General features: G+C 59.3%; 10 protein-coding genes and 5 pseudogenes. 9 read left to right on the top strand and 6 right to left on the bottom strand.

Annotated features, from left to right (window positions below; translation table 11 throughout):
- Positions 1–115: 115 nt before the first annotated feature.
- Complete coding sequence (locus PQR53_RS33215; protein ID WP_408463869.1) at positions 116–343, top strand: hypothetical protein; 228 nt, start codon at positions 116–118, stop codon at positions 341–343.
- 100 nt (positions 344–443) lie between these two features.
- Here PQR53_RS33215 and PQR53_RS33220 read toward each other — a convergent pair whose 3' ends face one another.
- From PQR53_RS33220 to PQR53_RS33240, 5 genes and pseudogenes are all read right to left on the bottom strand, one after another.
- Complete coding sequence (locus tag PQR53_RS33220) at positions 444–752, bottom strand: hypothetical protein (RefSeq protein WP_408463871.1); 309 nt, start codon at positions 750–752, stop codon at positions 444–446.
- Between the two features lie 58 nt (positions 753–810).
- Positions 811–1,170, bottom strand: a complete 360-nt coding sequence (locus PQR53_RS33225; RefSeq protein WP_408463874.1) for a hypothetical protein — start codon at positions 1,168–1,170, stop codon at positions 811–813.
- A gap of 134 nt (positions 1,171–1,304) precedes the next feature.
- Positions 1,305–2,261: a hypothetical protein gene (locus PQR53_RS33230; protein WP_408463877.1), complete on the bottom strand. Its 957-nt coding sequence runs from the start codon at positions 2,259–2,261 to the stop codon at positions 1,305–1,307.
- Complete coding sequence (locus tag PQR53_RS33235) at positions 2,258–3,844, bottom strand: recombinase family protein (protein ID WP_408463880.1); 1,587 nt, start codon at positions 3,842–3,844, stop codon at positions 2,258–2,260. Before PQR53_RS33235 ends, PQR53_RS33230 begins: the two co-directional genes overlap by 4 nt.
- A gap of 400 nt (positions 3,845–4,244) precedes the next feature.
- Positions 4,245–4,865, bottom strand: a pseudogene (locus tag PQR53_RS33240) (IS91 family transposase); the annotation flags it as partial.
- A gap of 6 nt (positions 4,866–4,871) precedes the next feature.
- Here PQR53_RS33240 and PQR53_RS33245 point away from each other — a divergent pair.
- The 4 genes and pseudogenes from PQR53_RS33245 to PQR53_RS33260 all read left to right on the top strand — a co-directional run.
- Positions 4,872–5,457: pseudogene (locus PQR53_RS33245) on the top strand (transposase); the annotation flags it as partial.
- Positions 5,458–6,041: 584 nt separating this feature from the next.
- Positions 6,042–8,390, top strand: a complete 2,349-nt coding sequence (locus tag PQR53_RS33250; protein WP_408463883.1) for a PAS domain S-box protein — start codon at positions 6,042–6,044, stop codon at positions 8,388–8,390.
- Positions 8,391–8,413: 23 nt separating this feature from the next.
- A pseudogene (locus tag PQR53_RS33255) lies at positions 8,414–8,683 on the top strand (lipid A hydroxylase LpxO); the annotation flags it as partial.
- A 317-nt stretch (positions 8,684–9,000) separates the two neighbouring features.
- A pseudogene (locus PQR53_RS33260) lies at positions 9,001–10,067 on the top strand (IS110 family RNA-guided transposase).
- 464 nt (positions 10,068–10,531) lie between these two features.
- Here PQR53_RS33260 and PQR53_RS33265 read toward each other — a convergent pair.
- Complete coding sequence (locus PQR53_RS33265) at positions 10,532–11,557, bottom strand: zinc-dependent alcohol dehydrogenase family protein (protein ID WP_408463885.1); 1,026 nt, start codon at positions 11,555–11,557, stop codon at positions 10,532–10,534.
- Between the two features lie 118 nt (positions 11,558–11,675).
- On the opposite strand from PQR53_RS33265, the gene PQR53_RS33270 reads away from it, so the two are divergent.
- From PQR53_RS33270 to PQR53_RS33285, 4 genes and pseudogenes are all read left to right on the top strand, one after another.
- On the top strand, positions 11,676–12,050 hold the full coding sequence (locus tag PQR53_RS33270) for a LysR family transcriptional regulator (RefSeq protein WP_408463888.1): 375 nt from the start codon (positions 11,676–11,678) through the stop codon (positions 12,048–12,050).
- A complete protein-coding gene (locus tag PQR53_RS33275) occupies positions 12,047–12,382 on the top strand; it encodes a LysR substrate-binding domain-containing protein (protein WP_408463967.1) in 336 nt (111 codons plus the stop codon). The genes PQR53_RS33270 and PQR53_RS33275 overlap by 4 nt, the downstream gene beginning before the upstream one ends.
- 527 nt (positions 12,383–12,909) lie before the next feature.
- Positions 12,910–13,767, top strand: coding sequence for an oxidoreductase (locus tag PQR53_RS33280; RefSeq protein ID WP_408463891.1), 858 nt, complete (start codon positions 12,910–12,912; stop codon positions 13,765–13,767).
- A 435-nt stretch (positions 13,768–14,202) separates the two neighbouring features.
- Positions 14,203–15,135 (top strand): annotated as a pseudogene (locus PQR53_RS33285) (helicase-related protein); the annotation flags it as partial.
- Between the last annotated feature and the right edge of the window lie 207 nt (positions 15,136–15,342).

Here is a 15,342-nt window from a genome sequence, read left to right on the forward strand (position 1 = left end):
TTGTCTTGCTAATTAATTAGAAGGATCAATGAGAGAGGCCTCAACACAAAGTACGACTACCCTGCGAAGTCTGCAGCGAGGGTCGTGGAGCTCGGGGAATGGCGTGCGATGGACCGTGGGCATCGCCATTCCGGTAGCGGCGATTGCATTGTTCCTCACTGCTGTCGCTTGTGCGCCGGCAAGCATGCGCGCGAACAATAATCTTTGTCTTCAACAGGTCGCGGACGACGAACACGCGAATCTCGAAGCGTTTTTTCAGAATCCCGCTGAACAGGACGCCTTGTTCAAGCCATTACCGTCTGTTCGCGTTGAACAAGGAGAGTCCGCACGGACACGTCATTGACGAGCGTCTGCTTGTTCGTTTCTCCGGGATACGCTGTGGGGGGATTCCGGTTCTGCGCACCATCGACGTTATATCTACCGCAGTACTGGCATAAACGATCTTATTGAATAGTCCGCGTCGACGCCTTTTTCGTTCGCCTGGTCCTGGCTGGTGACGCGGACGGAAGTGGGTTCACGACGGCCGCTTCGACGGCGCCTTCCGCGGCACTGTTCGCTCTGACAAGCGTCGCGCCGGCAACAGAGATAAGGAGACCCGGAACCGATTTGGTCGAACCGGCCTGACTTCTGACCGATGTTCCGGTCGCGGCGAACTCGACGTTAAGTGTCCAGTGGCCCTCATGGATGCCTTGCGCGCGTAACAGGGCGATCAGCAACTCCTCGAAAGAGAATCTGTGTTCATTGGTCGGCATCGTGCTCTCGACGAAATGGTTGATTCACATACCAGCTAAAGATCGGCCAGTTGCCAATCTAATTGCGTTTGATCCTGTGCAGGTGCGCAGCACATCTATCATGGATATTCCGCACGATCTTGGACCGGTAATCCAGTCGCCATCCGTCTGTGAATAATCTGGCGAGCTCCGTTGATTCAGCGAAGCCGGGCAGCGTCAAAAACTCCGACGCCAGATCGATCGAAGCGTCGGCCAGATCGATCTGCTCGAGCCAGTCACAGGCCCCGCCGTTTGATGCTAGCCAGATTCGGGTCGACTCGACCAGATGGCTGGTACGCAGCCATTCACCGGTCCGTGAGTGACCAACCAGTTGCGCGACCAGCAGATAGCTGAGCAGTTCGGCGCGCGCCTCATCATCAAGGTTCGAGAAGTCTGGCATTCACGTTTCACATTTCAGGGGAGGCTCGCCGTAAATGCCGTCAGCATTGCGCGGGAGTCGCGAGACGTCAATGTACCCCAAAATCCAGGGCGTAAGCTGTTCAGACCGGCCGTGCGATACTAGGACGCGCAATTCTATCCGGCCGCTCCCTGAGGAGCCTTCATAGTCCGCTTTCCTGCCACAGACTGCCTGCCGGGCGAGAAAGGTAGCTTCATTGGCCGCCCTGGCTCTCTCGCTGCATCTGCCGCGCCTACGATGCGCTCAAGCGAGGCCAGATGATGCGGATGAGCTACGCGTAACCAGGCAAGTACGTCGGGACTGCGAATCCAGGTACGGACGAAACTTATGCAAACCGCCAGACCAACGAGGTTGTCGGCATGGCTCACGCAGAGGACCTGGCTGCGGGCGTGTAATCCGATCAGCCGCTTTTCACTCCTTGCAAAGCTCCTCATGCGTAGGATGTCGGATCGTTGGGTCTGCACGACGCACGATCTTTCGCCCGCAGGCGTTGCCGCCAGCAGTGCACATGCGAAATCGCCGGTGAAATTGTCCACCAACTTCATCACAGCGATGACTGCGCTCCGCCTTGATGGCGCCATTCGGGCGAGTGCCTGGACCGTTCTGGCGGGTAGCATTTTTCTGGCGAAGAGAGCAACCCCGTCATCGGGTACACCGATGCGTTTGGCATGCTCTCCACGTGTCCTTCCCGATGTCGTCCCTGACACCGCTGGAATAGCACGATTGACAGGTCGTTGTTCCAGCAAACTTCGTTGAGTGAGGCACGGAATCGTTGTGACGCCTGCCGCCTTGAGCACGGCGACGAACCCGGCACGAGACAGTAGCTCTGTGAGAAGACTGTCGAGCGTCGCGATCTGGGCAGCAGCGGCTTCCATCTCCGAAAGTGCATCACGTTGCCGCTTGCACTCATCGTTGAGCGCGGCGCGTAACCTGAGTTCTGCCGGCTTCCGTGCAACCTGTTTCCGGGTTTTCCCAGTTGTCTGTAGTTCCGCTTCTGCGCCGTCTTGGGATTGCGGCAATCTGGAGGTTGTTTTTCTGCGCATACCGGTCGCGTCCTGAATGCGGGAATTCATATCGCACCTGCGTCGGGAACCTGATTCAGTACTTCAAGAGTGACAGCATCTGAAATTTCAACGATGAATTTAAGGTCTGGATGTCGAAACTCTTCAAATCTCGAGGCGCCGTTTCTGTACACAACGGTATATGCCCCGGGCGCAATGCTGCCTCGGGGAAGAATGTGAAAATCGATCGGGTCGGGGGACGCACGCTCGATACGTACATACACAAGGAAATCGATTGCAAAGCAGTCTGGCCAGCGTGCGACCCAGTACGGCGAATGGCCGCGAATCAGCCACGAGCTTCTGACCACAAACTGCAGCCTGAGCGCATTGTCCAGACACATCACATTCGTGTGCTTCTCAAATTTCACTTCGTGTCCCAGCTCCTGCAACGCCTCTGTCGTGATTTCAACTAGCAGGCGCTCCGTCTTCCGCTCGACGTGTCTGTTCCGGGATCGCTCGGGATTCAGATACGGCGAGTATCCGATCTCCTCATACGCGCCGTACAGACTCCCGAATTCACGCATGACGCGTTCAACAGATGGCGCGTTTCGATAGCGCTTCAATGTCGCCTGGTTCAGTTTGCCCGCTTTCTCCAGGATCTTGCGCAGACCCACCACGATTTCGTCCCGGCTGGGTGTTTGCATGGCCCGGACGAGCCTGAGCCGGGCGGCGGCAAAGAGCTGGGCGTCAACGACCGGCTCGAACGCACCGGCTACCCGTACCCATTCCGCCTCGGGCAACTGTTCCCATGGGGCATCCAGCTTGGAAGATGTCCGGCTGTAGACGTTCGTGCCGATGTATTTTTCGTTGCGCAGAATCTGAAGAATATTTCGAGGCAACCACGGACGGCCGGTGCCATTGCAAATGCCGAAGTCGTTCAGTCGACGCGCTATGTCCGTGGCAGTAATTTTGCGCGTCACATACCACTCGAACATCTTTCTGACAATCGCCACTTCATGCGGTGGCCCCGGAGCGAGGACCACGCGGTCGGTCTGGAGGCTTTTGTACTGATACGGTGCAAGCGGCCGACGGATGCCACTCTGGGCGTCCACCAATATGCGCTGCAAGCCGTACCCGGGTGGCCCGCCAGAGTGGTAACCACGCTCGACATTGACACAATGCCCCAGGAAAACCTTGCGAGAAATCTCACGGCTGAACTCGCTGGCCATCGCGCGTTTGAGCGCTTTCATGACGCATGTTGCCGGGCTGGCGTCGTTTTCAAAAGGCTCTGCGACGTAGATTACCCTTACACCGGCGCGGCGACAGGCGTATTCGTAAAAAGCCGCTTCATCAACGTCCTGAAATCGCCCCCACCGGCTTACGTCGTAGACCAGAATGATGGCGAACTTGCGGCCCGGATTTTCGACGTCTATGAGCAGTTGGGTGAGGGCAGGGCGCTCGCGGAGCGTAAGCCCGCTGATACCGGCATCCTCATAGTCCCGAACAATCCGGATATTGTGGGCCGCTGCGTACTCAGCGATCGCATGGCGCTGGAAAATCGGAGAGCATTGCTGATGGTCGGTCGACATGCGCACATATTGCGCTGCGCGGACCGGCACGGTGAAATCAGATCTGCGGTCCCTGGAAGACGGCATCCAGCTTACCAGAGGGTAGTAATGGTTAGTGATAGCTCGGTCGTTTGTAAAGTCAAGTCGGTCCCGTTGGTGTCCGCGTGGCATTCAGTTCTCTGGGCGCTCGGACTGCCTCCCATTATGCATCGGTAGCTGAATCCATCTGGTGCCGGTGGGTCGAGTGTGTCGCTCTCGTTTTCGCAACCCTGCGAATCATCCGTAGTATTGGCAGTAGAAAAATGTTGATTATGGTCCGGGAGAAATTGGCCAGGTTCGGTCGTTCGTAGCCGTATAACTTGCGTGTATTCGGGTTGATGAAACGGGCGCGCGAAGCACATCGCAAAGCGACGCGCGCATACGTCCGTTCGCGGGCCGGGTTGCCGCAAAGCCAACGTTAGACAGGCAGTTCGAGGAGTCGTGGGGTTCATGTGTGATCCCGGCGCATGGGCGGTGCGCCGCAGTGCCGGCAGATAAAGACGGGCCGGGTTTCGATGATGGCGTGGTCCGATGATGGGCTGCTCGCGGGTGCGATGTGCAGCAGATCGCGCACCCTCGCGAGTCTGGCGCGGCGCACCGGGTTGGCGAGCAGTCCGTTGTGACGGATCCGATGGAAGCCAGCGGGTAACACATGGAGCAGGAAGCGGCGTATGAATTCGCCGGTTTCGAGGGTCATGGTCTTGTAGCGGGGGTGTCCCTTCGCGCGGTAGTCCTTCCAGCGGAACGTCACGCCGCGCTCATCGAAGGCGACGAGGCGCTGGTTGGAGATGGCAACGCGGTGTGTGTAGCGTGAGAGATACTCGAGCACCGCCTTCGGTCCGGCGAACGGTCGCCTGGCGTAGACGACCCATTCGCAGGTCCGCAGCGGCGCAAGCCACCGGGCAAAGATGGCGGGGTCAGCGAGCCCGGTATCCTCGCCGAAGAACTGCAGGTCGCCACGGTGGTGAGCCGACTGGAGTGCCTCGGGGAAGCGGCGCCGGAACAGGCGTGACAGAACACGCGCGGGCAGGAAGAAGCCGGGGCGGCAGGCGATCCAGCGCTCACCGTCAACCACTGGCAGCAACTGGCTTTCGATGAATGCCGTCGCACGGTTGAAGACAGGTTTGCGCAATGTGAGCGCCTCGAGGCGACCTTGCACGAACCGGTCGTCGGCTGGCGATTCTATCCGGCCATACTGGGTCTGCAGACGATGCGCGGCATACAGTTCATCACCGCCGTGGGCATGCTCTCCGAATTGGGGGACCTCTCTCCGCTTCGAGCACCCACGCCAGCTGATGGCATGGCTGGGCGTAACGCCCTCAGAGCATTCTTCGGGTGAGCGGCGGCGTCAGGGCAGCATCACCAAGAACGGCAACAGCTATGCGAGAAAGCTGCTCGTTGAGGCCGCCTGGAGCAACCGATACGCGGCACGGGTCAGTCCGGAAATCCAGCGCCGACATGAAGGTATTCCCAAATGCATCCTTGACCGTGCCTGGGACGCACAGGTTCGACTCTGCCGCCGATATCGCAAGCTGGCCGCGCGCGGCAAGAATGTGAACATCGCTGTTGTCGCCATCGCACGGGAGCTTGCGGGGTTCATCTGGGACATCAGCAAGCTCGCGATGTCGCTTGCCGTAACGCGAAACGAGCGCCCGGCGTAGTGCTGAGCTCTGCTACACAGATTCGACGAGTTTCCTGAAGGCGGCGTAGCCCGGCACGCGAGCAACCCGCGGCTGGACTATGCAACGGACATCATTCGATTTGCGGCTTTAGATAGCAGCAGGCTCAAGGGGCGGACCTCTGTAATGCGGTAACCAACCCGCGGATATCAGTGCGATCCACCGTCGAGACTTACTGCTACGCCGCCTCCAGGAAATTCATGCGCCCACCAGAGGAAAACCAAAACCGATCCTGATTGACACGGAAAGTCATATCAGTCCGTCGGCCATGACGAGACATCCCCGGGAAACCGCTGAATGACCGGTCACCGTTTCGTTGCGGTCAACCGACCTCGCAGGACAGGCGGACAACGCATCGTCAACGCTTTCTTCCCTTCGCTCGCTTGCACAAGCGTCCCTCGCGCTGAACTCGCCGTCGGCTTCGGCCGCAGCAAAAGACCTTGATTGCCCGGCCGAGCGACCGAAGAAAAGAACGCGCGGGTCGCCCACCCTGATCGCATCGAATGACGAGGTAATATGTTGGCCAGTCACACCACCCTCGAAGACAGTCAAATCGGGAGTCGAATATGCCGAGCAAACGGCAACCAGGCGATACGATCCGGAACTGGACAGACAAGTGGGTTGCATCTGTCTCTGACTATTCAATTTGTGCGATTTCGTTGGAAGGCCGGATTCTGACTTGGAATCCCGGCGGCATAACTATCCACGGATACCAGCCGGACGAGATCATTGGCCAGATGCTGGACATCCTGTACACAGAGGACGACCGCCAGAAAAGGGCGCCTGCGGTCGGCCTCGAAAGTGCCCGACGGACAGGGCGCCACGACACCGAAGGCTGGCGAGTTCGCAAGAATGGGTCAACGTTTTGGGCCAGCGACTTGACTACCACATTGCATACGGAAGGCGGGCGACTTGCCGGTTATGTGAATATCGTGCGCGATATCACGGAGAAAAAGGCCGCGCACGAGGCGGTGCAGGAAAGCGAGCGACGCTTCCGCGTGCTGGTTAACGGCGTGACTGACTACGCGATCTTCATGCTCTCGCCGGAAGGCGTGGTCACAAACTGGAACTCCGGCGCACGGCGCATCAAGGGCTACACCGCAGAGGAAATCATCGGATCGCATTTCTCGCGTTTTTACACGCCGGAAGACGCTGCGACAGGCCTCCCGCAGCGCGGGCTGAACGCTGCTGCAAGGGACGGGCGGTTTGAAGCGGAAGGATGGCGGGTCCGGAAAGATGGCAGCCGTTTCTGGGCGCACGTCGTGATCGACGCGATCCGCGACGAAGATGGAGCACTTGCTGGATTTGCGAAGATCACCCGTGACATCACGGAGCGGACGGAAGCGAACCGGGTTCTAGAGGAGACCAGGACGGCACTGTTCCAGTCGCAGAAGATGGAGGCCATCGGTAAGCTGACGGGCGGCGTTGCGCACGATTTCAACAATGTATTGCAGGTATTGCGCGGTAACCTGGAACTGCTGGAAAACCGTCATGCCGGCGACGGATGGACCCGCGAGCGGCTCGACAAGGCGATCGACGCGGTAGAGCGCGGCGCGAAACTGGCATCCCAACTCCTCGCCTTTGGACGCCGGCAGCCCTTGCGACCGGTTGTGATTAACCTGGCACCCGCGATACGGGGCATGGATGATCTGCTGCGGCGCGCACTTGGCGAGACCATTGAAGTGGAGACGGTTGTCGCTGGCGGACTATGGAACACGATCGTGGACATCCATCAGCTGGAGAACGTCATCCTCAATCTGGCAATCAACGCGCGCGACGCGATGCCGGATGGCGGTAAGCTGACCATGGAACTGGCCAATGCAATGCTCGACGATCAGTACGTTGCCGGCTTGCCCGATGTGCCGGTAGGCCAGTACGTCATGGTTGCCGTCACCGACACTGGCAGTGGCATGCCGGCCGACGTGCTTGAGCGGGCATTCGACCCATTCTTTACGACGAAGCCTGAGGGGTCCGGAACCGGCCTGGGTTTAAGCATGGCCTATGGTTTCGTCAAACAGAGCGGCGGACACACCCGCATCTATAGCGAGGTCGGGCACGGCACCACCGTCAAGATCTACCTGCCGCGGTCCACCGAAACGGCAATCGAGCCTCCTGCGAGACCGAGCGTCAGGTTGCTGGGCGGAACGGAGACCATCCTCGTCGTGGAAGACGATCTGAAAGTGCAATCTACCGTTGTCGATACGCTGTCCGACCTTGGCTACAGTGTGCTGAAGGCGGACGGCTCAGAGCAGGCGTTGGCTGTGATTCGAAGTGGCATCCATATTGACCTGCTTTTTACGGACGTCGTCATGCCCGGGTCCCTGCGCAGCCCCGACATGGCCGCCCAGGCGGTGCAGCTTCTGCCGCGCCTGAAAGTGCTTTTTACTTCCGGCTATACGCAGAACGCGGTCATTCACGGCGGACGGCTGGATCCAGGTGTTGAACTGTTGAGCAAGCCATACAGCCGGGAACAACTCGCCTACAAGATCCGCCAGATGCTGGGCGCTACTCGCGCGACCCGTGAAAGCCAAAGCCCAACGCTGTCAGTAGCAAATTCTGGCACGAGAGGTCTACGGATTCTTCTAGTCGACGACGATCTCGCGTTACTGGAAGCTACGAGCGAACTGGTGAAAATGCTCGGACACGCTCCGGTTACGACTGGCTCGCCGGAAGAAGCGCTGCGTTGGCTTGGGGACGAGGCATTCGACGTTTTACTCGCCGATCTCGCGATTCCAGGCATGTCCGGAATCGAACTCGCCGGAAAAGCGGTTCAGTTACGGCCAGCGCTGCGCGTTATCTTCGCCTCAGGCAACGAGATGCCGGCTGTTCCAGCGCTAGCGTTCCGCTGGAAGGCGTTGCGCAAGCCTTATACCCTGGACGCACTGGATAAAGTACTGGCCAGTTCCGAGTTTTAGATGCGCTCAACGACGCGGAGCAGGACCGCGTTATTCTCTTCTGCGATATTGAGAGGCCAATGAAATTCGCCTGGGCGCAGGCGATCATCCGGATAGTCGGCGATTTTCTGCTACGCGCCGCGGCATCGCCGAATGAACTAGGCGATCGGACAGGCGGCCTGAATCGTGTATTCCGCTATGTGTACTCCGTGTGGCTAGCTGGCAAGCGGCTAAAGGCTTGGAATCGAACCACCTATTACGTCATAAAGTGGTGTCTGTTTACTGCGATCGCGATAGCCATCGTCTGGCACTAATGTGCTTTTGGGTGAGAATTGAATTTGAATGGCTGCTTGAGAGCACGTCGAGGGACCGCTCCGGGTCGATACTGTTGAAAAAATCGGTGACTGTCGTTCTAACCCAGTTTTCACGGGTCGCTTTTACTCTTAGCCGATGCTCGCGAGCGGTTTATGGGACGATCTGAGAGGTCGAGTTTTCGCTCGCGGTGTTAGGGCGATACACCACGACTTTTTCAAATGTGAGGGACTTCCCCATCTCGAGGCGACGTTGAGTCGCGCGGCATCGAGTGCCAGGATTGAGGTGTCAGCCGTCAATCTGAACAGGAGGGGAAGTCATGAACCAGCTTACTACCATCGGTATCGACCTGGCAAAGGATGTCTTTGCGGTCTGTGTTCTCGACGTGACGGGTGCGGTCATCGAGCGACGCGCGTTGCGACGCGATGCGTTTATAAAGTGGGCCGAACGACTGTCCCCATGCCGCGTTGCAATGGAGGTCTGTGGCTCAGCCCATCACTGGGGCCGGTGGTTTCAGCACGTGGTCACACTGCCTGTCTTATCGCCGCCGAGTTCGTCAAACCGTTCAGGCTCGGCGGCAAGAACGATGCGACCGATGCCGAGGCGATCGCCATCGCGGCCCGCCAGCCAACCATGCGGTTCGTTGCAATCAAGTCTGTCGAGCAGCAGGCGATTCTTGCCTGACACAGTGTACGAGCAGGCTGGCAGGAAGAGCGCACGGCATTGCTGAACCGGACACGCGGGCTGCTCGCTGAATTTGGCATGGTGATCGCGCGCTCTGCCGACCGCCTTCTTGCTGCATTGCCTGGTCTGGTCGAAGACGCGAGACTGCCTGACCCAGTGCGCACCATGCTGCTGGAAGTGTGTGAGCAACTGGTCGCGCTGAATGCGCGGCTTGTCGCCTGCGACAGGCAGATTGCCAGTCATGCTCGGCAGTGACGTCGCACGGCGTGCCAGCGAACTCCTTGGCGTTGGTCCTGTGACGGCAAGTGCGCTGGCCGCTGAGGTTCCTGATGCAAAGGTCTTCCGCAATGGCCGGCAATTTGGTGCCTGGCTCGGCCTGACGCCACGACTGCACAGCTCAGGCGGCAGGACACGACTGGGACACATCAGCTTGCGCGGCAACGTCCATCTACGAACACTGCTTGTTCAGGGAGCCCGAAGTACGTTGCAGTCAGCGCTGCATGTGACCCCGCGCACGCAGGCCGTCTGCAACGGTGGATCAGGCAGCTACACGAGCGCAAGGGCTACTACAAGACGCTGATCGCGATCGCCAACGAACACGCCCGAATGCTGTGGGCGATGCTCGCCAGGGGCGAGCGCTACGATGCTGATGCGTGGCAGCGTCATCCCATGAATCCATCTGTACGACCTGCAACGACATGACCCGATCACTTTGAAACTCCACTACTGCTCGACGCGATAGCGAAACGAGGTTGGACCGAACGGCAGAAGAACCCGACGATTCTGTTGGCGACTCAAGAGCGCATGCCGGTTCACCTCCATGCCTGATCGCCGGTTTTCAAATAGGGTTCTCCTGTGCGGCTCATACCGTGGCCCGCCCGACATACCGGGCAACAAGCCCGTTTGCAAAGACGCAGTCTATTCCTTGGTTTGCATTGCAAAACAGCGGTGGAAGAAACCGGAGAGCTGTCATGACCGAACAACCAACGGGGCCACCGGCGTCTGCGCCACGCATTGGCTGACATCCACAGACAACCGAGCTCGACTCTCGGGGGAAGTCCTTGCAACAGTATCGACCCGTTGCGGTCTTTCGCTGCACTGGTTTATGAGTAACCGCTGGTTTGTCAGGTCCGGACGAGGGAACTGCCAACGCCCGGACGCAGTACTTACACGTTCGCGATTTTAATCACCACCTTACCGAACGGACCTGACGACAGGTGCTCGAAGGCTTGCACGGCCTCATCAAAGCTATAAACGCGGTCGATGACGGGTTTGATCTTATGCAGATCGAGGAACACGTTCATACGTTCGAACGAGCTGCGCGGTGCGGCCGCGATGCCCCGAATCGTCGTCTGGCGAAAAATCACGGGCATGAGGTTCAGGGCAGTCGTCTGCCCTGTGAGGAATCCAACCTGGGCGATGATGCCTTGCACCTTCGTCGCGGCAACCGACTGATTGATACCGTTCCCGCCCGCGACGTCGATTGTGATGTCCACGCCGATGCCGTTCGTTAATTCGAGCACCTTGCGCTCCCAATCCGGATGCGTCCTGTAGTTGACGCCTTCGACGTTACCACGCCCGATCAACGCCTTCACCCTGGCGAGGTTTTCGTCCTTGCTCGACGTGACTATTACTCGCGCGCCGTGCGCGGCGGCGATCTGCGCCGCGAAGATGGATACACCGCCCGTGCCCTGCACCAGGACCGTCTGCCCTGGTTCGAGACGGCCGACGTCCATCAATGAATACCATGCCGTGAGCGCGGCGATCGGCAGCGTCGATGCCTCTTCATCGCTCATCGACGCGGGCGCGCAAACCGCGCTCTCCTCATGGATGATCATGTATTCCGCGAGGCCACCCGGAAGAGGCATGCCGAGGCAGTAGTTCGGTTCGTCCAGACCGGGCGCGCCGTCGATCCATCGCGAGTAGAGCGTCGAGTTCACACGGTCGGCTACCTTGAAGCGCGTGACGCCTGAGCCGACGGCCACGATCGTGCCCGAGGCATCCGAGACGGGAATCAGCGGCTTCGGCACGCGATGCGGTTCATAGATGCCGTCGACGATTGCTTTGTCGCGGAAGTTCAGCGACACCGCGCCGACCTTCACCAAAAGCTCGCCCGCCTGCGGGTCCGGCGTAGTCACTTCGCCCGGCTGCAGGTTTTGCAGACCGAAATCCTTGAGAAGCCATGCTTTCATTTCAATCCTCGCGTTTAACTTGACGGCGGGTGCCATCACGATGACGAGTGTAATTTCGGCCTCAAGGTTTAGTTAGGGGTTAAAATTCCAGACATTCGATCGTGGAATTCCTGAATCAATGACATATGACCGGTTTGCCGGCATTCGAGAATTCGTTGCGACCGTCGACCTTGGCAGTTTTACGGCGGCCGCCGAGACGCTCGGTATTACGGGCTCCGCGGTCGGCAAAAGCATATCGCGGCTAGAAGCGCGTCTCAGCGTACAGCTGCTGCATAGAACGACGCGGCGCATCGACCTCACGACCGCGGGCGAGACTTTCCTGCTGACGTGCCGCCGGATTCTCGAAGAACTCGATCAAACCGAAGCCTTCCTTTCCACCGGCCATGAGCAGCCCATCGGGAGGCTGCGCGTCGACCTGCCGACGACGTTCGGCCGCCGTCGTGCGGCGTTCCTTCGCTTGCCGACGACCTGCTTGCGCACGACTGCCTCATAGGCTGGAGACGGACTGGGCGCCCCGGTTGGCTAATTGCCGGGACCGACGGCGAAACGTCGTATTTCGACGTGCGTGCGCGGCACGAATTGACTGATGGAGACGCTCTGCTGTGCGCGTGTATTTCGGGCTGCGGCCTCGCCCAGCTTCCCGGGTGGCTGGCCAAAGACGGCTTGCGAACGGGCGCGCTGCGCGAGGTTCTGCCTGAACTTTCGACCACCATGCCGATTTACGCGATATGGCAGAAGACGCGCCACCTCCAACCGAAGGTGAAGGTTGCCGTCGATGAACTGGTCAGGCTCTCACTGGATGAAGCGCTCATCTTTAGCCCTTGACCACGCTCAGTTCTCGATGTCTCTTTGCGGATCGATATGCGACATCCAGATGCACCGTTCCGCTCCCGGATGGCCGTCCGAAACTGGCCGTTGTCTACCCATCGACGATAGGAGGAGCCGCTTCCTTGTCACCGCCATCTCCGTAATGAATCGACTTTTTGGCTACAACGAATAGCAGCAGGACCTAGCCCAGATGATCCATTGCGGCTGAACAACGCGGTCGTATGCCGGACCAGTCGTTGACGCGACACCGACCGCGAAGATCCAGGTCCTTCCATGCGCGCGCCGCTATCGCGAAGGCCACAGACCGACGTCTCTCGGCGGCTAAGACGCGTAATTGGCGATACCGCGCGCAATAGCGTTGCCGCCCCCGGCGGCCGAGGACATAAGTTACTTGAAAGGGTATCGGAGCGATGACATGCAGGGGAGCAGCAGACCACGCGATGCGCTCCAACATGCGATACTTTTTGTCCCGCTACTCCTACCGCGTGGTATAGCTGCCGCGCGGTTCTAATCAGAGGAACCTCATGCCATCCGCTCGCACTCCCTCGGCCACACCCGTTTGGTTTATTACCGGCTGTTCCACCGGATTCGGCCGCGAGCTTGCACGTGCCGTCCTTGATAAAGGCTGGCGTGCTGTCGTGACAGCTCGTCAACCCGGTTCCCTGGCAGAATTTGACGAGCGCCACGGTGAACGCGCACTGGTGCTCGAACTCGATGTAACCCAAGCCAGTCTGATCAAACACGCGGTTGAAAAAGCCCTGCAACATTTCGGCCGCATTGATGTGTTGGTCAACAATGCCGGCTATGGCTACCTGAGCGCCATCGAGGAAGGCGACGATCAGGACGTGCGCGAGATGTTCGAGGTCAACTTCTTTGGCGTTGCCGATACCATCAAGGCCGTGTTGCCCGCGATGCGAGAACAGCGCGCCGGGCACATCGTCAACATCACGTCCGTAGGTGGCCTGATTGGCAATCCGGGAAGCGGCTACTATGCAGCCAGCAAGTTCGCCGTGGAAGGCCTGAGCGAAGCGTTGGCCGCCGAGACCGCCGATTTGGGGATCAAGGTTACGGCGGTTGAGCCCGGGCCGTTCCGTACCGATTGGGCAGGCCGTTCGCTGAAGCAAGCCAAGAAGCCGATTGAGGCCTACGAGGCGGGCGCCGGCAGGCGCCGCGCTACCATCTCGACCGGTAGTGGCACGCAGCCAGGCGACCCGGCGCGCGCGGCCCTTGCTATCATCGCCGCAGTACAGTCACCAACGCCTCCGGGTCATTTGATTCTGGGCAGCAACGGGCTGGAGCGTGTCAAAACCAAGTTGGAGGCTTTGCGCGCCGAGATCGCCGCGTGGGAAGCCACCACCCTGAGCGCCGATTTCCCTAGCTAGGTAGATCCTCGCGGTTGCCGGCTCGATTCCAGTTCGATTGGACCACTGGAACGAGCGGCCGATGCCGGTCCGGTTCGGCTCCATGGAAGTGGCCGAACTCGACAATGGAGCTCGCCTGGTTTTCGCCGTTACCGATGGACCGGCCCAGCCGCAACACTACGGCTCATGATCAACGAGGTCGATTCGGATGCTGCCTTCGGCCGTAAAAGTCGCGTCATGGGCCAACCATTTTCGCTTGTTGGTGATGGGGGATAACGATCCTATTGAAATCGGTCGCCACTGGTTTTGTGACTTCATCGTCATTGCCACATTTCTTGGGCTGAGCGCGTGATAAGCGCTGGTCACGCTCCTGTCCTCTGATGCAAGGCAGCCGCCAATCGCGGACAACGCCATCACTTGTACGAATGCCAAGAGGCGTTAGGCAGCCCTTTGCACGTCACATTAGCACTGCCCGCTCAGCGCCAGACCCCGCTGTTCTCTGCCACGTTTACCGATGATATCCGCGCCATGGCGGCGGGCATTCTGCACGGCCCGGTCAATATCAGCGTCAGCCCGCCCAATGCCACGGCCAGCAAGATCAAGGAGTGGGTGGTGCTGGTGGATAAAAAGAACAAGCCTGACCTCTTCATGCACCTTGTGGCTGAGAACAACTGGGAGCATGCGCTGGTGTTCGTCAAAACCCGCAATCGCGTGGATTACCTGGCAGCTATGCTGGATGACGCGGGCTATGCGGTCGACACCATCCACGGCGACAAACCGCAACCCGCGCGCCTGCGTGCGCTGGAGCGCTTCAAGACGGGCGAAGTACATATGCTGGTAGCCACCGATGTGGCTGCGCGCGGGCTGGATATCGACGACCTGCCGTTGGTGATCAACGTTGATCTGCCGATCGTGGCGCAAGACTATGTGCATCGTATTGGCCGTACCGGCCGCGCGGGCGCCAGCGGCGTGGCGGTGTCCCTTGTGTGTGCCGATGAAGCGCCGCAACTGGCCGCGATTGAAGCGCCGATCCGGCAAACGCTGCCCCGTGAAGAAGAGCCGGGTTTTGAAGCCAAACACCGCGTGCCGCAAACTAGCGCGACGGGCCAGATCATCAAGAAACCCAAAAAGCCTAAGAAGCCCAAAGTGCCACAAGCTGCGCCGGGCGCCGTGCAGGTGCTCAGCAAAAAACCGCGCCCGCAAAGTGGCGAAAACAAACGCAAGCCTGCGGCGCAACGCGCTGTGGCCGCGGGTAAAGGCACAAGCTTGTCCAGCGGTAACCCATTCAGCGCGCAAAAGCCCCGCAGCAAACCCGTCAGCAAGCCAGCTGCGGGTTCACGTAAGCCGGCGGGCAAATTCGCGGGTGGCAGCGGCAAACGCCAACCTTGATGCGAGGGAACCCACTGCGTCAGATGGCGATCCGTTATCAAGCATAGCCGCGAGCCCGGTCCGTCCGAGCGGAAGTTCAAGCCGTGGGAGGACCAGCGGTCGAAATTGCCTGACGCCATCCACCGCATGTTATTTGACAGAACATATTTAGCCCTTTTATCTGCCTTGACTCCAAGCGCTTACGCCCATTGGATCTATAAGCTCCCA

The organism is Paraburkholderia fungorum (assembly GCF_046027605.1).
Lineage (GTDB): Bacteria > Pseudomonadota > Gammaproteobacteria > Burkholderiales > Burkholderiaceae > Paraburkholderia > Paraburkholderia fungorum_F.